21 protein-coding genes are annotated in these 19,831 nt (G+C 52.7%); 7 read left to right on the forward strand and 14 right to left on the reverse strand.

The annotated features are described in order from the left end of the window. Nucleotides 1–37: 37 nt before the first annotated feature. The gene (locus K4305_RS09835; protein ID WP_331562251.1) at nt 38–457 is read right to left on the reverse strand and encodes a secondary thiamine-phosphate synthase enzyme YjbQ; all 420 of its coding nucleotides are present in this window, start codon (nt 455–457) and stop codon (nt 38–40) included. Between the two features lie 114 nt (nt 458–571). Here K4305_RS09835 and K4305_RS09840 point away from each other — a divergent pair, with 114 nt between their 5' ends. Beyond that, the gene (locus K4305_RS09840) at nt 572–1,078 is read left to right on the forward strand and encodes a hypothetical protein (protein WP_331562252.1); all 507 of its coding nucleotides are present in this window, start codon (nt 572–574) and stop codon (nt 1,076–1,078) included. A 12-nt stretch (nt 1,079–1,090) separates the two neighbouring features. Beyond that, complete coding sequence (locus K4305_RS09845) at nt 1,091–1,906, forward strand: type III pantothenate kinase (RefSeq protein WP_331562253.1); 816 nt, start codon at nt 1,091–1,093, stop codon at nt 1,904–1,906. Here K4305_RS09845 and aroB read toward each other — a convergent pair. The 3 genes from aroB to recD2 form a co-directional block, all read right to left on the reverse strand. Continuing rightward, a complete protein-coding gene (gene aroB / locus K4305_RS09850) occupies nt 1,887–3,002 on the reverse strand; it encodes a 3-dehydroquinate synthase (RefSeq protein WP_331562254.1) in 1,116 nt (371 codons plus the stop codon). The genes K4305_RS09845 and aroB overlap by 20 nt on opposite strands. Then, complete coding sequence (locus K4305_RS09855) at nt 2,989–3,585, reverse strand: shikimate kinase (RefSeq protein WP_331562255.1); 597 nt, start codon at nt 3,583–3,585, stop codon at nt 2,989–2,991. The genes aroB and K4305_RS09855 overlap by 14 nt, the downstream gene beginning before the upstream one ends. A gap of 116 nt (nt 3,586–3,701) precedes the next feature. Continuing rightward, entirely contained in the window at nt 3,702–5,930 is a 2,229-nt protein-coding gene (gene recD2 / locus K4305_RS09860) for an SF1B family DNA helicase RecD2 (protein ID WP_331562256.1), read from the reverse strand. 144 nt (nt 5,931–6,074) lie between these two features. Between recD2 and K4305_RS09865 the strand changes: the two genes are divergently transcribed. The 3 genes from K4305_RS09865 (at nt 6,075) to K4305_RS09875 (ending at nt 8,467) form a co-directional block, all read left to right on the forward strand. Then, nucleotides 6,075–6,782 carry a glutamine amidotransferase gene (locus tag K4305_RS09865; RefSeq protein WP_331562257.1) on the forward strand — a complete coding sequence of 236 codons (708 nt, stop codon included), beginning with the start codon at nt 6,075–6,077 and terminating at the stop codon, nt 6,780–6,782. Nucleotides 6,783–6,944: 162 nt separating this feature from the next. Continuing rightward, nucleotides 6,945–7,625: a UPF0149 family protein gene (locus tag K4305_RS09870; RefSeq protein ID WP_331562258.1), complete on the forward strand. Its 681-nt coding sequence runs from the start codon at nt 6,945–6,947 to the stop codon at nt 7,623–7,625. Between the two features lie 56 nt (nt 7,626–7,681). Next, a complete protein-coding gene (locus K4305_RS09875; protein ID WP_331562259.1) occupies nt 7,682–8,467 on the forward strand; it encodes an SDR family NAD(P)-dependent oxidoreductase in 786 nt (261 codons plus the stop codon). 15 nt (nt 8,468–8,482) lie between these two features. Here the strand turns inward: K4305_RS09875 and K4305_RS09880 are convergent, their stop codons facing one another. Together K4305_RS09880 and K4305_RS09885 are read right to left on the reverse strand one after the other, a co-directional pair. After that, nucleotides 8,483–9,682, reverse strand: a complete 1,200-nt coding sequence (locus K4305_RS09880) for a Coenzyme F420 hydrogenase/dehydrogenase, beta subunit C-terminal domain (RefSeq protein WP_331562260.1) — start codon at nt 9,680–9,682, stop codon at nt 8,483–8,485. A gap of 92 nt (nt 9,683–9,774) precedes the next feature. Then, entirely contained in the window at nt 9,775–10,368 is a 594-nt protein-coding gene (locus tag K4305_RS09885; RefSeq protein ID WP_331562261.1) for a YdcF family protein, read from the reverse strand. A 9-nt stretch (nt 10,369–10,377) separates the two neighbouring features. Between K4305_RS09885 and K4305_RS09890 the strand changes: the two genes are divergently transcribed. After that, complete coding sequence (locus K4305_RS09890) at nt 10,378–10,548, forward strand: hypothetical protein (RefSeq protein WP_331562262.1); 171 nt, start codon at nt 10,378–10,380, stop codon at nt 10,546–10,548. Between the two features lie 228 nt (nt 10,549–10,776). Here the strand turns inward: K4305_RS09890 and K4305_RS09895 are convergent, their stop codons facing one another. Continuing rightward, nucleotides 10,777–10,908: a hypothetical protein gene (locus tag K4305_RS09895; protein WP_331562263.1), complete on the reverse strand. Its 132-nt coding sequence runs from the start codon at nt 10,906–10,908 to the stop codon at nt 10,777–10,779. A 139-nt stretch (nt 10,909–11,047) separates the two neighbouring features. On the opposite strand from K4305_RS09895, the gene K4305_RS09900 reads away from it, so the two are divergent. Further along, on the forward strand, nt 11,048–12,262 hold the full coding sequence (locus tag K4305_RS09900) for an exo-beta-N-acetylmuramidase NamZ family protein (protein ID WP_331562264.1): 1,215 nt from the start codon (nt 11,048–11,050) through the stop codon (nt 12,260–12,262). Nucleotides 12,263–12,285: 23 nt separating this feature from the next. Here K4305_RS09900 and cfa (K4305_RS09905) read toward each other — a convergent pair whose 3' ends face one another. The 7 genes from cfa (K4305_RS09905) to K4305_RS09935 form a co-directional block, all read right to left on the reverse strand. After that, on the reverse strand, nt 12,286–13,404 hold the full coding sequence (cfa, locus tag K4305_RS09905) for a cyclopropane fatty acyl phospholipid synthase (protein ID WP_331562265.1): 1,119 nt from the start codon (nt 13,402–13,404) through the stop codon (nt 12,286–12,288). A gap of 27 nt (nt 13,405–13,431) precedes the next feature. Next, on the reverse strand, nt 13,432–14,574 hold the full coding sequence (cfa, locus tag K4305_RS09910; protein ID WP_331562266.1) for a cyclopropane fatty acyl phospholipid synthase: 1,143 nt from the start codon (nt 14,572–14,574) through the stop codon (nt 13,432–13,434). A gap of 204 nt (nt 14,575–14,778) precedes the next feature. After that, nucleotides 14,779–15,357: an STAS domain-containing protein gene (locus K4305_RS09915; protein ID WP_331562267.1), complete on the reverse strand. Its 579-nt coding sequence runs from the start codon at nt 15,355–15,357 to the stop codon at nt 14,779–14,781. Nucleotides 15,358–15,495: 138 nt separating this feature from the next. Continuing rightward, nucleotides 15,496–16,458 carry a tRNA (adenosine(37)-N6)-dimethylallyltransferase MiaA gene (miaA, locus tag K4305_RS09920; RefSeq protein ID WP_442880464.1) on the reverse strand — a complete coding sequence of 321 codons (963 nt, stop codon included), beginning with the start codon at nt 16,456–16,458 and terminating at the stop codon, nt 15,496–15,498. Between the two features lie 2 nt (nt 16,459–16,460). Further along, a complete protein-coding gene (locus tag K4305_RS09925; protein ID WP_331562269.1) occupies nt 16,461–17,072 on the reverse strand; it encodes a Maf family protein in 612 nt (203 codons plus the stop codon). Then, complete coding sequence (locus K4305_RS09930) at nt 17,054–18,820, reverse strand: sodium:solute symporter family protein (RefSeq protein WP_331562270.1); 1,767 nt, start codon at nt 18,818–18,820, stop codon at nt 17,054–17,056. The genes K4305_RS09925 and K4305_RS09930 overlap by 19 nt, the downstream gene beginning before the upstream one ends. A gap of 84 nt (nt 18,821–18,904) precedes the next feature. Further along, the gene (locus K4305_RS09935; RefSeq protein ID WP_331562271.1) at nt 18,905–19,816 is read right to left on the reverse strand and encodes a carbohydrate kinase family protein; all 912 of its coding nucleotides are present in this window, start codon (nt 19,814–19,816) and stop codon (nt 18,905–18,907) included. Nucleotides 19,817–19,831: the final 15 nt, after the last annotated feature.

A 19,831-nucleotide genomic window follows, 5' to 3' on the forward strand; every position in this document is an offset into this window, starting at 1 on the left:
CGGGCCTGCATCAGCAGGCCCGCTCCGGTTTGTGTTTTCATTCTCCGATGATCTTCACCAGCACCCGCTTTCTGCGGTTCCCGTCGAACTCGCCGTAAAAAATCTGTTCCCATGCACCGAAATGCAGTTTTCCGTTCGTTACGGCGATAACGACCTCGCGTCCCATTACCTGCCGTTTGTGATGCGCGTCGCCGTTGTCTTCGCCGGTCATGTTGTGGCGGTAGCGGCTGATCGGTTCGTGAGGAGCCAGTTCTTCAAGCCATCGTTTGTAATCGTGATGCAGGCCGGGTTCATCGTCGTTGATGAAGACCGATGCGGTAATGTGCATGGCGTTTACGAGACAGAGCCCTTCCTGTATGCCGCTCTCTTCGAGAGCTTTTTCAACATCGCCGGTGATGTTGACGAAATCCATTCTTGCCGGCACCTGCATCCACAGCTCCTTGTGATATGATTTCATGACGGTTTGTTCAAGGGTGGTTCTTCCGTTTAAAATAAATTCTTGCAAAGGCAAACTTAAGCCTTATTTTTAACATCCTGTAACCGAATCTCAATAAAACCAATCGACAGTGCTATGCCCGAGGTTTTCCAGTACCCCATGACCTATCCTTCCTGGTGGTTGGATTACTATTATGTCGCTACATGGATGCTTGGCATGGTGTTTCTCGGCATAGGCTGGGCTGTTTTTTTCAGATACGGCAAGTTTTCTTACGGAGTGGATCTCGGCTGCCTCTGGAAAACCACGCTTCTGATCGTTCTTACGACCATCGCACTCGGCGGGCCGAACTACTACAATACACGGTTTGTCGGCGAGCATGGTCAGGATGGTGACTCGGTGAAAATTACCGATAGGGATCTTCTCTATCTCGACAGGAAGGGGAACGAGAAGAAGTTCTCTCTGGAGAGTATTACGGCAATATACCAGGAACCAAGAACCTATAATCCGCCGCCGAAAATCTATGTTGTTGCCGGAAAGGACGAATTGAAGGATTCCCTTTTCGTGACGAAGAACCTGCAGGGTTTCGAGGCTTTTCTTGCTTCCCTTTCTTCGAAAACGGGAGTTCCCGTCAAGCGGCCCTGAGTTCCGTAGCGCATGACTGATATGGTTATTCATCCTTTATCCCGGGAACGAGGGCTTCTTGTGGTTGAGATCGGAAACACCACGACCACATGTGCCGTTTTCCATCAGGAGGATCCTCTCGAGGTACTCAGGATTTCAACGCAATCGATCGGTGACGGGGATTTTCTGAATTCCGGGTTGCCGCGCCTGCTCGATGTTTTTCAGAATACCGGAGCTGCGGTTCTGTGCAGTGTGGTGCCAACCGTTTCGGAAGCTGTTACCGGCATGCTTCGCCAATCAGGTATTGCCGATGTTTTACTCATTTCATCGAACCTGAAGCTGCCCTTCGAGCTGCAGTACGAAAATCCCGAATCTTTCGGTTCAGACAGGATTGCGCTTTGCGCCGCCGGGCGGAAGCTGTTTCCTCAGCGGCCGCTTATCGCGCTCGATATCGGAACTGCTCTCACCGTCGATGTGCTTTCCGCTTCAGGACTCTACGCGGGAGGGTTTATCATGCCGGGTCTGGATATCATGGCGCGTTCGCTTCATGAGGGTACTGCACAACTGCCGCATGTGAGGGCCGTCCATAGAGGGGAGTTTCTCGGACGTTCGACGGCGTCATGCATAAGGAACGGTATTTTCTGGGGTTGTGTGGCGGGCATCGACGGATTGACTGCCAGGATCGTCCGGGATCTCCGTGAACAGGGGGAAGAAGAGCCTGCGGTACTCGTTACCGGCGGAAGCGCTCCCGCCATAGTTCCTTTTCTTGAGCGGGAGGTCATACAGCTTGAGCTCGCAGTCGCAAGGGGGGCCCGCTATCTGTACGAGCTTAACGCTTCGTACGGGTAGAAAAGAACTTTCGAGCCTCTTCAATTGCTTCGATCACGGCCCGGTCCTCCACATTATCTTCCAGCAGAAATGCTTCTCCGGGTTTTTTCAGCAACACGAACCGCAGTTTGCTGTCGAGCTTCTTTTTATCCGAAAACATGTTTTCAAACACAATATCGGCACGGTGCGCGAGAAACCTTTTATTGACGAGACCCGCCGGCAAGCGGATCCGTGCTATAAGGTCGAGGCCGGATTGCATGTCTGCTGCGTCGAGGTAACCGAGGCGGCGTGAGAGTGCAAGTGCACAGGCCATTCCGATAGTGACGGCTTCGCCATGGCGGATACCGCGGAATCCTGCGAGTTTTTCGAGGCCGTGCGCAAAGGTGTGGCCGAAGTTGAGGGTTGCCCTCAGGCCGGTAGTTTCTCTGAAATCCTTTTCAACGACGTCGGCTTTTATCAATGCGCTGCGTCGGACGGCTTCGGAAATGAACGGTTCCTCAAGCGAAGTGATCCTGTCGAAGTGCCGTTCGAGCCAGCGAAGGAAATTCAGGTCGGCAATGAAGCCATACTTGATCACTTCGGCCATGCCGCCGAATACTTCGCGTTCCGGCAGGGTGGAGAGGAACGACGGATCTATCAGCACCATCTCGGGCATATGGAAAAATCCGATAAGATTCTTTCCGAGCGGGTGGTTGATGGCTACCTTGCCGCCTATCGCGCTGTCGGTCATGGCAAGCAGCGTCGTAGGACACTGCACTACAGGGATGCCGCGGTAGTAGCTTGCTGCGATGAACCCTCCCAGATCTCCAACGACGCCACCCCCGACTGCAAGCAGGTTCCAGCTTCTGTCGATTCCGGCTTCGATCATGGCGCCGTAGAGACGGTAGGCGGCTTTGAAGCTTTTCGATGATTCCCTTGCCGGTACCGTGATTTCCAGCAGCCTGAATCCCTGCTGTTCCAGCGTGCCGATAACCCGATCCCTGAAGAGTTTTCGGGTGTTGTCGTCGAAAAGTACGACTGTTTTTCGTGAAAGTCCGTGTTTGCCGTATAATTCGCCGGCTTCGGAAAGTACCGGCGAGCTGACGATGATCGAACTTTTCGCGCTAGTTGTCTGCATGGTTGTCTGATTGTTTTTTTTGCCGGTATTGTTCCTTCTGACGGATGTACCGGTTGATTTTTCGCGTCAGTTCCTCGACGGTCGATCCTATTCGTTTTGTATCGGTCTGCACGGTAAGCTCCGCGGCGGAATAACGGGTTTCGCGCTTTTCGAGAATGATCGTTATTTTCCGTTCTATTTCCTCGCGCGAAAGTCTTGTTCCGTTATCTCCCAGCAGCAGCGGTCTATCGGTTTTATGACAGAGTCGTTTTGCAAGCGCTCCCGGGGTGGATTTCAGATAGATGAGCGTTCCGTTTTCTCTGATGAAGCTGAAGCATTCATCACGCTCAAGAACGCCTCCGCCGAGCGAAACGACCATCTCGGTTTTTCCGGCAAGTTTCTGCAGCGTTTTCAACTCCAGCAGCCTGAATGCCGGTTCCCCTTCCTCAGCGAAAATTCTTGTGATGGATTTTCCTGCAGATTGTTCAATGGCTTGATCGAGGTCGATGAATTCGTATCCGAGGGAATTGGCCAATAGCGGTCCTATGGTGGATTTTCCGGAACCGCTGAACCCGGTGAGAAAAATGAGAGAGAGGTCTTTCATGATTCATGCCTGCGACATAAGAACGCTGACCGGCGGCTTCAGGCCGAACCTGGCCGCATGCGTCCTGAAAAAGAGTGTAAAACAGTTCTTAAGGGCGGAATATAGCAAAAAATGTTTTATCGTTTGCCGGCACTGTCGCTGCATGCTTCCGCAAGCCTGGAGGCCAGCGTGGTCATTCTGCTGCCGGCTTTGCGGTTCCCGACGGCAATTGCCAGCGCTTTCGGCTGGGTTATGATCACCACAAGTTTTTTCCCCCTGGTGACCGCGGTATAGATGAGGTTTCTTTCAAGAAGGGTGAAGTGCTGCATTCCCAGGGGGATGACAACTGCCGGGTATTCCGATCCCTGGCTTTTATGAATGCTTGTGGCATAAGCAAGGGAGATCTCGTCAAGTTCGCCGAATCCGTAACGGACGGGGCGTCGTTCGAAATCGACCACCAGTTCGCTTTCCTCCGTATCGATCGAGGTGATTGTGCCGATATCGCCGTTGAACACCTCCTTGTCGTAGTTGTTCACCATCTGAAGCACCTTGTCGCCGGAAGAAAACGTGGTGCCGAAACGCGAGATTTTCGGTTCCGCACTGCCGTTCAGCGCTTTCTGCAGCTCTGCGTTCAGAGCACGGGATCCGAGTCCGCCCCGGTTCATCGGCGTGAGCACCTGAATATCCCTGACCGGATGCAGGTTGAAACGTTCGGGAATGCGGCTGGTGACCATCTGCATCAGTTTCCGGTGAATTTCTTCCGGAGATGTCGCTTCTACTACATAGAAGTCGGAGAGGTTTCCGGTTTCGGTATTGAGCGGAAGGTCTCCGCGGTTGATGCGGTGTGCATTGACGATGATCTGCGATTCGGCGGCCTGACGGAAAATTTCCGTCAGGGTAATGACCGGCATGACACCGGATCTGATGATATCGGTCAGTACCGCTCCCGGTCCGACCGATGGCAGCTGATCAGCATCGCCGACCAGCAGCAGGCCGGCTTTTGCCGGCAGGGCGGAGAGAAGACGGCTCATCAGCACGATATCAACCATGGATGTTTCATCCACAACAATCAGGTCGGCTTTGATCGGATTGCCGGGTCCATGTTTGAAGCCGCCCGATACCGGATCGAATTCAAGCAGCCGGTGAATGGTTCTGGCTTCCATACCGGTCGATTCCGATAGCCGCTTCGCAGCTCGTCCGGTCGGAGCGCAGAGGGCGATATTCGTGATTTTGTTACGGATGATCCTGAGAATGGCATTGACAAGCGTTGTTTTACCCACGCCAGGACCGCCGGTGATGACGGCGGCCTTGCTTGTGAGCACCGTTGCAAGCGCTTTTTTCTGGGATGCCGACAGACTGAGTCCGGTCTCTTTTTCAACTTGCAGAATTGCTTTTTCGCGGTCGATGCCTTTCCAGGGAGGAGCGCCCTGCAGAAGAACTGCCAGAGACGCTGCCGTACGTTCTTCGGCCCGGTGGAGCGGGGCCAGGTAGTACATTTCATCTTCTCCGACGATCTCCCTCATCAGATTGCAGCTTCCGGTTTCTTTCGCTATGGCTTCTTCCATGACCGGTCCGGCAATATCAAGAATCGCCGTTGCTTCGGAAACAAGCCGGGGTTTGGGTACGGCACAATGGCCTTTTGCGGCAAGTTCCTGCAGGACGTGCCGTACGCCGGCTTCCGCTCTTATAAGCGAATCATGTGCGATGCCGAGCTTCGACGCAATGGTGTCGGCGGTGAGAAAACCGATGCCGTCGATATCCAGCGAGAGGCGGTAGGGGTTTTCAGTGACTTTGCTGATCGCCTCTTCGCGATAGGTTTTGAATATCCGTGATGCCCTTGCTATGCCAACACCGTGCGATTGCAGAAAGACCATGATATCCCTGACGGTTTTCTGTTCGTTCCATGAGGTTGTGATGATATCAAGCCGTTTTTTTCCGATACCGGGTATATCGAGCAGTTTTTCCGGATCGTTGTCGAGTATGTCGAGCACGCCGGTGCCGAATTTTTTGACGAGCTGTTTCGAGTAGAAGGAACCGATTCCCCTGACCATGCCGGATGCGAGGAATTTTTCTATACCCTCAGCAGTGTTCGGGGGTACGACAACAATCTCTTCTGCCTTGAATTGCAGGCCGTGAGTACGGTTGTTTTGCCAGTTTCCTCTGCATTCCACAATCTCGCCGGATGAAACGGCAGGTATGATACCGACGACCGTTGCAGGTTCCCGGCTCTCACTGGTCCTGATTTTCAGGACGGAAAAGCCGTTATCTTCGTTATGGTAGGTTATCCGTTCAACCGTTCCGGTCAGATGTTCGCCCGGTTGTCCGGAGTCGTTTGCGGCTTTCGGATCTGAAGCGTGTTGGTCCATGGCAGAGTCTCCCGGGTGTTCCTGTTTTTATTTATTGTACAAAATAATCTGTCGTTGTTGTGTCGGCTTGTTGATCGATATGAAAAATCATAGTTTCCTGCCATAAAGGTTCTCTTTGCAATAGTACTTGCTCTCGCTGCAGACATGAAACAGCTTTACATCATCAGGGCCGGAACGACCTGCAATTCGATTCTGCAGGATTACGGTGATTTCGGGGACTGGATAAGGATGCGCCTGAGAGGTTCCGGTCTTCCGGTGACCGTCGTCGATGCTGTCGTCGGGGAGACCCTGCCGGAACCATTTGCATGTTGCGGTGCAATTATCACCGGTTCTCATGCCATGGTCACCGATAATCTTCCCTGGAGCCTGGCGATCGAAGCATGGATTCCACAGTTCGTCGAAAGCGGGGTGCCGCTTCTTGGCATCTGTTACGGCCATCAGTTGCTCGGCCGGGCGCTTGGCGGAACAGTCGGGTACAATCCCAATGGTCGGGAGATCGGTACGGTCCGGATATCGCTGAAACCCGAGGCTGCCGATGATCGGCTTTTACGAGGTGTTGCTCCTGTTTTTTATGCCCATACCTTTCATGAGCAGTCTGTGCTCGAGTTGCCCCCTGGCGCTGTATGCCTTGCAAGTAACGGGCATGAGCGACATCACGTTATTCGGGTCGGCGCATGCGCGTGGGGCGTACAGTTTCATCCCGAGTATACTCTTCCTGTCATGCAGGAGTACATCAGGGTGGAAGGGGGTTTTTCTGACGAACAGCTCGATATGCTGCCGGAGGTTCATGAAGCCCCCGAAGCGGCCGGTATTCTTGCCGAATTTGCCTGTATCGCGGCACGGAACCGATAAACCTGGTCATGGAACCGCGAGCTGACGCATGTTTTTTCTATAAAGTCAGTTCCGATAAAAACACAATCCGCGGGAATTATTCTGATAATTCAGTGCCGAATCGTTAGTTTTCGGGTTAAGAGAAGCGGATTTGATTTTATTACAGATTTTTTTACCGGTATTATGAATGACAGGACGCACAATCCGGTCACTGCTGACGAGCTTGGCGAACTTGAGGATTTTCTGCTTTCCGGCAAAGTTTCCCAAAGCGCCATGGATCTCGACATGCTCGACGGTTTTTTTGCTTCGCTGGCCGCCGGCCCGGAACCTTTGCCCACCGGGCAGTGGCTTCCGCTTGTATGGGGAACGGATGCCGACAGCGCACCGCAGTTCGTCTCTCCTGACGAAATGCAGCGCATCCTTTCCATTATTGTGCGCTACAAGGAGCTTGTCGAAGCAGTGCTTCTGAGAACTCCCGGGACCTATCTGCCGTTATTCAGCAGATGTTCTTTCTCCGAACAATCTGAAGAGCGTTCTGCTGTCGAGAACTGGGCCAGAGGGTTTCTTGTGGGTATCGAACCGGCACGGGAGACCTGGCAGCCGCTTTTCGAGGAGGACACGGATTTTTCCGCCCTTGCCCCTATGTTTCTTCTGGCCAACATCGGGGAGGAGCGGGATCCTGATGATCTGCGGTGGTCGGAGTGCCGTGACGGCATTGCCGAATCCGTAAGGGCGATCCACCGTTTCTGGACTCCGTTTCGCAGCAGGCCAGCAAAGGCGGATCGCGCTGCAGCGGCAGATGCTTCCGACTGGCAGGCTGACGATTTAAACCATGAATGCAAATGCCGTCGAGACAAACAGTAAGTTTTTTTCGATCGATGGCCGGCACCTGATTGACAGATGATGCATAAATCTGCTTAATGGAAACGAAGGTTGTCATTACCGGGAGTTCACGGGGCATAGGCTTCGGGCTTGCGGAACAATTCCTTAAACGGGGATGCCGGGTTGCGTTGAACGGGAGTACCCGTGCCTCGACTGACAGGGCGCTTGAACGGCTCGCACGTTACGAAAACCTGGTGATCGGCGTCTCTGCTGACGCGAGTCGCCGCGACGGTTTGCTTCTGCTGCATCGCGAGGTTCTCGCAAAGTTCGGTTCTGTCGATATTTGGATCAACAATGCGGGAATCAGCCATGAGACCCTCAATGCATGGGAACTCGATGCCGGCGCGGTGGAGCGGGTGCTGCGCTGCAACATCGACGGCGTGGTGCATGGCACCATTATTGCCTTTCTTGAAATGCGCAAGCGGGGAGCGGGGAAGATCTTCAATATGGAGGGATTCGGAAGCGACGGATTCATGCTTGACGGGATGACTCTCTACGGTACTACGAAACGTGCCCTGACCTATTTCACCAGATCATTTTCGCATGAGGCCCGTTCAACGGGAGTGCAGGTCGGCACGCTCAGTCCGGGGATGGTTGTGACCGACCTGCTGCGAATGACGGCAGGAGACGATTCGCCGGAAAGCCTTAAAAAAAGGAAGTTTTTCAATGTCATGGCTGACGATGTCGAAACCGTATCGGTTTTCCTTACGGATCGGATGCTTGCCGCACGAGACCCTTCACCTGAAATCAGATGGCTGACGAAACCCAGAATGCTCGGAAAACTGCTCCGTGCTCCGTTCGCAAAACGGGATTTCTTTTCATGACAGTAGAGCAGTGGGTCATAACGGAAGTCCGTATTCTTTGAGAATGACCGGTACATGTGCAGGAACCAGTTTTTCCGTATGATCCGGAAGCCGATACCTGACGTAGTAGTAGTGGCGGATCATGTGGTAGTCGGCCGAATAATGAGCAAAGCCTATGCCTTTAGGTCCGACGAAACCCATGGCGGTACTGAGCAGGTGTCCGATCCATTGGGGTATGAGCGGTTCGGCTGAATAGGTTTTATCGGCGTTTTGCATCTGTTCGATAACTCCTCCTGCCGACCGTCTGATAAACCCTTCGCATTCCCACTCCCCCCATTCGGGAAACCGTTCGAGTTCATCCTTGACGAGATCGAGCAGCTCACGGCCTTTTTCCGTTCGCACCAGGACCCACTGACGATCCTGCCGGGGGGTCAGTTCAGCCGCGAGGTAGCCGATAGTGATGTCCGAAAGGCTGTTCAGGTAGTCGAAACAGCACATGCATGCCTGAGGAAAAACAGCGGGATCGGAGAGCTCCTGAGGAAGGCTGAAATAAGGGATTTTTTCTGTCGAACCGTCGCAATGGCGTATATGAATGCGGAAATCCGGCATGAATTCCATGTGACGGGCTGTAGCGGGAGATGACGATATCCGCTCCAGCACCCACGACCAGCGGTTCCGGTCGATGTTATCGACACAGGGGATGCCGATAGTGTATATCTGCATGTTCCGGAGATACGGAAACCGTTCCCGGAAATCGCGGAGCATGTGCAGATGGCATGCCGCGCCTATTACCAGAATACGCGTCAAACCCTGACGGTATGCGGTCTGCAGCGATCGCAGTACCGGTGATAGTACCGGTTTGTTGCCTCTTGAAGCATAGACATCTTCAATGTTTCGCGCAAGCACGGGTACCGAAAAAAAATGGTGTTCAGGATCTCGATGCAGGGTGACGACTCCCTCGACAAGCTTTCGTTCGATAGCTTTCATCGCCGTTGCAGTGATGATGCCGCTCCACTGGGCATCGGGTATTCTCTGCTTGAGACGGGCGGTGAATCGTTCGGATGTAATGCCGAAACGCATTTCAACCGGGTTTTCAAAATTTCTTTCCCTGCCGAACAGCTGTTTTTCAAGATCTCCGAGCCAGCCGTTTTTGAACACGCAACTCTGGATGCTTTCGTGCGCCGGCCATTCCTGAATAGAGCATAGCCCGCATGCGCTGCAGATTCCTTTTCCCATTCGTAACGGGGTTGTGAAGTGATGAAATTGCTTGTGATTGTCGAGTCAGTTTCCGTCAGTCCCGAATCCGGGCGGCTCCTTTTTCTCCGGGTTCAGAGGTAAATTGCGTAATAATAGATATTTTTTTTGATCTCGCTGATGACGAAGCGGTAGCTGGTTTTATTTTTCCACCACAGAAACCTGTTCCACCAGTCGGGTTCAGTCGAGACGAGGATGATTTTTTTCGACGATCCTTCGAAGACCTTCGACCAGGTCTGATGGATTCTGAGCATATGAGGAGGGTCGCTGACGACGATTGCGCTTTTCCATCCTTTTTTTTGCAGTGTTTCAGCGGCATTGATTGCCTCCTCCCAGGTCGTTTCTGATTCCGTATCGACTTTTATTGCTTTTTTCGGTACACCGAGTGCTCTCATGCGACGTTCACGCCAGTTCGGGTTTCCTGGCCGATAAAACCTTGCATCGATTCCGGTAAGCAGCACGTTGGGTGCAAAGCCTCTATTGAAAAGTTCTGCCCCTTTTTCAACTCTTAATCCGCTGTCTCCGCCAAGAACGATGATCACATCGGCTTTCTGAGGTTTCTCGGCCGGGTAAGAAACGACGAAACCGAGGCTCAGGAAAATAACGCCCGCAAAAACAGATGCGGAAAACAGCGAGATGGCCAGAAATGTCAGGAATGATTTAATCATGCATGTACCGTGAAATCATTTTCCGCCCTTACAGCCGGTAATCAGTTTCCGGCAGATGAAGCGCACCTATCCTTTTTTAGAAGGCTTGTCGATGATGATGGCATTTTTTACGGTATGATGCAAAAAAAATCGGCCGTTCACGGTAGACATCAACAGGCTCAAGAGGGTATTGAAGATTGAAATCCGGTTTTCTGTCTCATCGATCAGAGGTGCATTCTTTTGAGACAGATTGTCTCGTTTTGTTTCATTATTATGAGACATGTTATGATGAGTTACGTATAAAAACGCTGAAATCGGCTGCTTGCCGATTGTTTTTCGTTCAGGTATGATAGTTGCAGACTAAAAAGGTAAACGCGGCAAATAAACCGGCTGAACGGCACTACGACAATGCTCTACCTCCTTTCTTCTTTACTTGTTTACATCTTTATTGCGGGTGTTCAGAATTTCTATCATCGAGGCCGGATAAGCAGGATTGTCGCTGCTGCCGATTTCTCTGCCGTGCTGCTTATTTCTTTCATTATTCTGCTTGGCATGGTTCATTAATCGGCGAAACATTTTTCGACCTGTATTTTTTCTTTACCCGGACGGCATTACCTTTGTTTGTAGTGCTGTCTTTTTTTTGCGTTTTTCCCTTCGATACATGGCGAAAAGAACTATTACTTTGTTTAACCCGTCGCGAATGATCAAACGATTCGGGTTGCTGATCCTGCTGCTGCTCTGGTCCGGCTGCGTCTTATCCGCCGAGGCGGCTGTCGTCAGAACCGGCATCGATATGCTTGACGATTCCCTCTGCAGCGGGTTGCGGGGCAAAAAGGTTGCCCTCATCACCAATGCAGCGGCGGTGACCTCTGAAGGAGAGCCGGGTTATGCGGTGCTGCTCCGCAACGGGGTGGATCTGCGGTTTCTAATGGCTCCGGAGCATGGTTTTTCTGTCGATGTAGAGGCCGGAAAACGTGTCTCCGGAACTGTCGTACAGGATACGCTTAAAGTCCATTCCTTATACGGCGCTTCGAAAAAGCCCGATGCCAGGCTGCTTGGAACCGTCGATCTGGTTGCATTTGATCTGCAGGATGTCGGCGCCCGCTGCTATACCTATATTTCCACCATGAAACTCGCCATGGAGGCGTGCGAGGAGGCCGGAAAGTCATTCATGGTTCTTGACAGGCCGAATCCGATCTCGCCGGTTGCGCCTTCGGGCTTTATGGCGGAGAAAGATTTCGAGTCGTTCGTAAGCGCTGTCGATGTTCCATTCGTTCACGGACTGACCATCGGCGAAATCGCGCAGTTCCTTCAGAAAACCCGTTTCAGAAAACTGCAGCTGCAGGTCGTTCGAATGGCGGGTTACGACCGGAGGCTTTTCGGAGATGAACTCCGGGGATTTACCTTCAGAAGCCCTTCACCGAATATACGGAATGTGGAAACGGCAATCGTCTACCCGGCTACCGTCATGCTCGAAGCTACCACGGTCAGCGAAGGAAGGGGAACCGATGCTCCCTTTCTGCAGTTCGGAGCGCCTTATATCAGAGGAGATGAGCTTTCCCGGCAGCTTGCGGGGTATGCGCTTCCGGGGGTGGCGTTTCGTGCCGTCGAGTTTACTCCCCGATCGGGTAAATTCAAGGGAGAACGCTGTTCAGGGGTGAGGGTCGCTGTTACCGACAGGACCCTGTTCGAGCCCTTCACCGTTTCGGCAGCTATTCTTCTTTCACTGCATCGCAGCTATAAGGAAAAGCTCGGCCTTGAAAAGGGAGCGGATTTTTTCGACAGACTCGCCGGAACCTCCCGGTTCAGGCGTATGATAACCGGTCAGGCATCGTTGCGGAACATTATCGAAGCCGCAGAGCGCGATGTCGATCTTTTCATCAGGAACAATGGGGATATACGGTTGTATCCCTGACCATAGCCGCAGTGTATGAAGGATTACCGGGGTGCCCGGTATGTGCCGCCAAGGCCTTCAGCTGAAAAAAGAATTTGCCAGAGTTGCAGAAACCGGGCCTTGAATGCCCCTGCGCAACTCAGAAGATAATAGTTCCACATGCGGCGGAATGTTTCCGGATAATGCCGTTTCAGCACCTCCCAGCGGCTTTCGAAGTTTTCATGCCATGCCTTGAGGGTAAGGTAATAATCGAAAGCGAATACATGCCAGTCTTCGAGCATGAAGAGCCCTTCCGCGTTCCGGGTTATCTGGCTTGCCGAAGGGATCATGGAGTTGGGAAAAATGTAACGGCATATCCACGGATCGACGCTGACGCAGGGTTCGTTGCCACCGATGGTGTGCAGGAGGCTCAGTCCTCCGGGCTTAAGACATCGTTTTACCGTTTCGAAGTAATTCCGGTAGTTTTTATAGCCGACATGCTCGAACATCCCGATAGAGTAGATGCGGTCGAAGGATCCCTCGACGTTACGGTAGTCCGAAAGCGCAATGGTCACCGGCAGGTTTTCGCACTTTTGTTTTGCCTCGGCGGCCTGTTCGCTCGATACGGTTATTGCTGTAACCTTTACCCCGTAATGCTCGGCGGCAAATCGTGCCGCGCCTCCCCATCCGCAGCCGATATCGAGCAGATGCATGCCTGGTTCGAGCATCAGCTTGTCGAAGACAAGCCTGAGTTTCCGTTCCTGCGCCTCGTCGAGGTTGCGGGCGCCGTCCCAGTAACCGCAACTGTATACCATGCGATTGTCAAGCATTGCCCGGAAAAGGTCGTTGCCGGTATTGTAATGTTTTTCGCCGATGATGAATGCTCGCGATGTGGTCTGGAGGTTGAACATCCGACCGGTCATTTTTCCGGCAATGCGTTCGATGGGCTTCACTTTTTCGTCGGCTCGTGAGCGGAGAAGGCGATAGAACAGCTGGTCGAGGGCATCGCACTCCCACCACCCTTTCATATATGATTCTCCCAGGCCCAGGTTCCCCTGGGTTATCGCCTTGCGGAAGACTTTATGGTTGTGGATGCGAATATCGTGTTCCTCTGCCCCGTCTATGGCTATGCCTGCAGCATTGAATATCGTCTCGAGCCGCTTTCTGTAGAAATTATCCGGCATGTGATGACGTCTCGGGAGTTGTTGAGATTAATCGTGGCGTTTTTCCTTCGGGGTTCTCTGTACCCTGAACAGGCCTTCGACGCCGACAGGCGAAAAGAGCACCTGCCAGAGCTGGACATGACGGGCACGGAACGAACCTGCGGCACTGAGCAGATAGTAACGCCACATCCTGAAAAATCTCTCGCTGTAGTTTTTTTCGAGACTTGTGCGATGGCGTTCGATATTATCATTCCACGCTTTCAGGGTAAGAAAGTAGTCATATCCGAAAGAGTGCCAGTCTTCCATCACAAACGTTCCTTCCGATGTTCTTGCGATATGGTCGGCGGAGGGAAGCATCGAGTTTGGAAAGATGTAGCGGCTTGTCCATCTGTCGGTATTGGTGCCGGTACGGTTGCTGCCGATGGTATGCAGGAGAAAGAGCCCTTTCGGGTCCAATGCGTTGCATGCCTTCTGAAAATAGGTTCGGTAGTTTTTATGGCCTACATGCTCGAACATTCCTATAGAATAAATGCGGTCAAATCTTCCGGACAGATCCCGATAGTCCATGAGTTTTATTTCAATCGGAAATCCTGAGCAGTACTGCCGGGCATGTTTCACCTGTTCGCTTGATATGGTGATTCCTGTAACCTTTACTCCGTAATGTTCGGCGGCAAATCGAGCGGCGCCTCCCCATCCGCAGCCGATATCGAGCAGGTGCATGCCGGGTTCGAGCATCAGTTTGTCGAAGACAAGCCTGAGTTTCCGTTCCTGCGCTTCGTCGAGGTCGCGGACGCCGTCCCAGTATCCACAGCTGTAGATCATGCGTTTGTCGAGCATTGCGCGGTAAAGGTCGTTACCGATATTGTAGTGGGTTTCGCCTACCGTGAAAGCTCTTCGGGGATGCTGGAGGTTCATTATGTTTCCGGCGATCGAGCTGATGAATCGAGGCAGGCCGGATACTTGTCTGTCCAGCTTTTTGCGGAGCACCCGGTAAAAAAATTCGTCCAGCGCATCGCAATCCCACCAGCCGTCCATATAGGACTCTCCGGTACCGAGATGGGCTTCAGTCAGCACTCGTTTGTAAAAACGATCGTCATGTACCCTGATATCCCAGGGTTCTTTGCCGTTAACGACGATTCCGGCATCCCGAAGAAGGTTTTGCAGTTTGTGCTTGAAAAATGATTCGGCCATAGTAGCAGAACATTATCCATACAGGCTGGTTGTCAGAGCTACAGCACGGAACTTTCGGCATGGTTTTTACTGCTTCAACCTTTAAAGCCGTTGAAATCGTTCACGGATAGGTGGGGATATAGTGTTTTTTGCGGGAGTCCTGCAGATCCGGGCGGGATAATGCGTCCGAAATGATCGTGTCATCCGGTAAAAAAACTGCGGTGTTCAGCTGTTGTTTTTTTTGGGGCGTCCTCTTTTTTTCTGGGCGCAGCCTTTTTCCTCCTTTATCTCGGGATCGGCTGTTGAGTCGTGATCCGGGTCGTCTGCAGAGATCTCTTCATCCAGTCCGGTGTCTGCAATGACGGCTTCGTCGATGATAAGGATGTCGTCACAGATATCATCGGGGGCGTCGTCGATAGTGACAGCGGATTTTCCCCGGCTGCTCCGCTTGTTTTTCATGGCGGGCTCGATCAGGGTCATGACTTCGTTAATGGAAGAGAAAATATAGAGTTGCTTGTCGAGATTGGTGAGTTTCAGCAGATCTTTGATCTGCTGGCAGAGGGATACGAAAATGGCAAGTCCCTGACACTGGTTCGATAGCTGGTGGGCGATCAGCATAGAACTGATGCCGCCCGAATCGATGGCTTTTACCTGCGAGAAATCTATGATGAGATTTCTGCTGTTTTCCTCTTGCAGGAGGGTTTCGATTGTGTGACGAAAACAGGCGGAGTGCCGGAAATCGAACACTTCTTCTTCGAGTTTCAGAATGGTCAACTCCTTGCGGGAGGATACCGTATTTTTCATGGCAGCACTTCTTGTTAGGTCTTGAAGAGAGCGGCTCTCTCTGCAGCCTGCCCCGGTCAGCTTATTTACCGCCTGCAAGCCTTCTGTTCTCTCTGCAGGAAGAGTAATGGCAGAGTCTGAATACATGGCCTGTCCGAGTCATGCTTCCTGCAGAAACCGGCAGCATGCAGCGGAAAGCGCTTCCATTGCCGCACGATCTCCGGGAGCGTGCACCCAGTTAACATTAAGCCTATTTTTAAAAAAAGTCAACTGGCGTTTTGCATAATTGCGTGTATGCTGTTTTATGAGCGTAACCGCTGTATCAAAGCTTGTATACCCTTCAAAGTAATCGAAGAGTTCCTGATACCCAACGGTTTTCAGTGATCCGGGGTTTTCAGTATCCGACCGGTTACAGAACGTTTTATATAAAAATTCAGCTTCTTCGCAGAGGCCTTCCCCGATCATCTTGTCGACCCTCCTGTTGATACGCTCGTAAAGGAGAGTTCTCGGCATATCGAGGCCGAAAGTGTGAAATACATGTGGAGGAGTCGTGTTGAGATGTTTCAGTTCGGTTACGGTTTTTCCGGATACTGCGATGATTTCAAGGCTCCGGATCAGTCGGTGGGTTTTGGATGCATCGAGTGTCGCGGCCTGAACAGGGTCCAGTTTCCTGAGTCGTTCAAAGAGTTTATCGCTGCCCAGGCTGGCAAGTTCCGCTGCGAGTCGTCGGCGTATTTCAGAGTCGCCTGCCGGCAGTTCGGAAAATCCTTTGAGAAGTCCTTCAAGATAGAGAGGCGACCCTCCGCTCACGATAGCGTGTTTGCCTCTCAAGTGGATATCGGCGATTCTTTTCCATGCCTCGAATGCGAATTCTCCGGCGGTGAATGGTTCTCCGATCGACTTTTCGTTGATGAAATGATGCCGGATCTCGCGGAGTTCCTCGCAGGAGGGTTTTGCCGAGCCTATGGTGAGTTCCCGGTATATCTGGCGAGAATCTGCGGAGACGATCTCGGCATCGAGCATTCTTGCGATATTCAGTGCCAGAGCGCTTTTTCCGGACGCAGTCGGTCCGGTAATGACGAGCACCGGTTTTTCCGGAAAGCCGGCTGCTGTCTCGGCAATGGTCACAGGCCGGGGATGAAGGTTTTCATTGCATGGCAAAGTCGGGAAACCGGCAGTCCGACGACATTGTAATAACAGCCATCGATGCGTCGGACGTAACAGGCCATAATCGGGTCCTGGATGCCGTAGGAACCGGCCTTGTCGTAGGGCTTCATTTTTTCGAGGTAGCGCTCGATCTCCCGATCGTCCATCGGTTCGAAGGTTACCGAGGTTGTTACGCATTCGCAGTGCCGATGCGAATCCGAGACGACGGCAAAACCGGTATGCACCTTGTGGGTAGCATTCTGAAGGTTCTGCAGCATTCGGAATGCTTCATCGTATGTCGAGGGCTTGCCGAGAACGGACTCTGCCTGAACGACGACCGTGTCGGCTCCGATGATTACGGCAGGTTCGGGTCCTTTATAGTCCGTTCTGGCTGCTTCCGCTTTCTGCATGGCGATCTCCCGCACATTCTCTTCAATGGTTTTCCGGGAGTCGAAGGTTTCATCCGTATCGACCGCCAGGGTGGTGAAGGGGATGGCCAGCAGCGAGAGCAGTTCCCGTCTTCTCGGCGACTGCGAAGCAAGTACAAGATTCGGCGTTGCCATTCGATTGATCATTGCAGGTTGTTCCATCCTCTCCGGTTAAGATCGCTGTATATCAGCCATCCCGAAAGAGCTGCGGCCGTAAAGTAGAGCCCTGCGGCTGCCGGTTCTCCGAATATGAGCTTTCCGGTTCCGAACAGGGTCGAGTAGACCAGAACGATACCGAAAAACCAGTCGAGGAACAGCCTGCCGAACCCCTTGTCGGATTCAACCTCGGGCATTGTCGCCGCTATTTTCTTCCAGAGTGCTCCGCCGACCCTTGTCGTGCGGTAGAACGACCGGAGCCGCTCTTCTTCAGTCGGGGGAGTAAGAAAGGTGACCAGAAGAGTTGACGAGATGGTGAACAGCACGATGATGAAGAGCGAGTCCGGAAAGGTGATGCCGGTCATGGTCGTGAGCCAGCCGTAAGCAATGAACGGGGCAACCATGGACGTGATTTCGCTCCATGCGTTCAGTCGCCACCAGAACCAGCGCATGATGAGCACGAAGCCGGTTCCCGCACCGCACTGAATGATGAATTCCCATGCTCCGGTTATGGTTTCGAGCACGTAAAACGTGATATAGAGAGCGAACAGTGCGGTCAGGGCGGTTACGGCTTTCGATACCATCACATAGTGCCGGCTGTCGCCTTCAGTTCTGATAAAACGCTTGTAGAAATCGTTGATGAGGTAACTGGTGCCCCAGTTCAGGTGCGTGGCGAGCGTTGACATGTATGCCGCAAGAAATGCCGCGACAAGAAGTCCTCTGAGTCCGGGCGGGAGTACGGCTTTCATGACATAGACGTAGCCGTCCTCCTTTTGTGATGCGGGGAGGTCGGGAAACATGACGAGACTGACCAGCCCGACGACGATCCACGGCCACGGCCTGATTGCGTAGTGAGCGACGGTGAACCAGAGCGTTGCAAGCAGCGAGTGTTTTTCGTCTTTTGCGCTCATCATCCTTTGGGCAATGTACCCGCCGCCTCCCGGTTCGGCGCCAGGATACCAGGATGCCCACCACTGCACGAACGCCATGGCGGCAAACGAGGCGAACGGCAGGGCGAAAGCTCCCGCCGCATCGTTCAGGTTTGTCGGTGCGGTTGAAAACGACGGAAAAAAATCGAACATCCATGCGGGGAGCGCTCCTTTCAGGCCGCCGGCGGCAGTGACTGACGGGTGCTGGACGGCAAGAACGGCAAGGATGATGCATCCGGCCATGGCGATGACGAACTGAACGGCATCGGTAACCGATACGCCCCAGAGCCCGGAAAGTCCGGAATAGAATGCCGTAAGTACCACCAGCGCGACGATGGTGAGTTCGGGGTTCAGTTCCGGCATCATGATCCGGATGATCTTGAACATGGCGAGATTCACCCATCCGATGATGACTGCGTTGATGAAAAGCCCGAAATAGACGGCCTTGAATCCCCGGAGAAACGATGCCGCCTTTCCGCTGTAACGCAATTCGATGAATTCAAGATCGGTCAGGATATTGGCTCGTCTCCAGAGGCGTGCGAAGAAAAAAACAGTGAGCATGCCGCCCGAGACGAATGTCCACCAGACCCAGTTGCCGGCAATTCCGTTTTTTGCCACAAAACCGGCCACGGCCAGAGGTGTATCGGCAGCAAAGGTTGTCGCCACCATACCGGTTCCGGCAAGCCACCAGGGAAGTTTGCGTCCGGAAAGAAAAAATTCGCCTACGTTTTTGGATGCCCGCGCTGAAAACATCACGCCGATGATGAGTGTAAGAACAATATAGCCGGCTATGATCGCGTAGTCAGGAAAGGTGAACTGTTCCATATATGTGTTGTCTTGGGGCCGTTTTGTTTCAGCGAGGAAGCTTATGAAACAGTCTCCTCGCTGAGCGCTTCGAGACAGGTATGGTTATGCCTCTATTCTCGAAAGGTCGAGGAAGCTCTGGTAACGATCTTCAATTTCGAGCAGATCCAGCCCGACAACCCGTTCGGTTCCGAACATTTCCACGCAGAAGCTCGCCATTGCGCTGCCGTACAGTACGGCCTTGCGCAGTTCGAGGTCCGTAATGTTTTCACAGCGGGAGAGATGACCGATAAAGCCGCCGGCAAAAGTGTCTCCGGCCCCTGTCGGATCGTAAATGGATTCGAGCGGATATGCCGGTGCGGCGAAAATGCCGCTGTCGGTAAAGAGCAGTGCGCCGTGTTCTCCTTTTTTGATTATCAGAATCTTCGGGCCCATCTCGCGGATTATTCTGGCCGATCGTACCAGATTAGGATCGCCGCTGAGAATGCGTGCCTCGCTGTCGTTGATGATGAAGACATCGACGCGTTCGAGCGTTTTTTTCAGCTCTTCGGGCTTGCCTTCTATCCAGAAGTTCATGGTGTCGCAGATGACCATTTCAGGAGCGGTAATCTGGTCGAGCACCTTGACCTGGAGTTCGGGATCGATGTTGCCGAGACAGACGAATTTCGATTTGCGGTACTGTTCCGGAACATGCGGATCGAAATCGGCAAATACGTTAAGCTGGGTATCAAGCGTATCCCGGGTGTTCATGTCATAATGGTATCTCCCGGCCCAGCGGAACGTTTTTCCGTCCTCCACTTTCCTGATTCCCTGCGTATCGATGTTTCTCGAATGGAGCAGAGTGAAATGTTCATCGGTGAAATCCGAACCGACCACGCCAACCATGTTGATGTCATCGGTAAAGTAGCTCGCTGAAAGAGCGATATAGGTTGACGATCCGCCAAGAGTATCAGGGGAACTTCCGAATGGCGTTTCGATATCATCAAATGCAAGTGAGCCGACGACGAGAATGGACATGATGGTATGATTTTT

This window comes from Chlorobium sp. (assembly GCF_036528655.1).
Classification (GTDB): Bacteria; Bacteroidota; Chlorobiia; order Chlorobiales; family Chlorobiaceae; genus Chlorobium.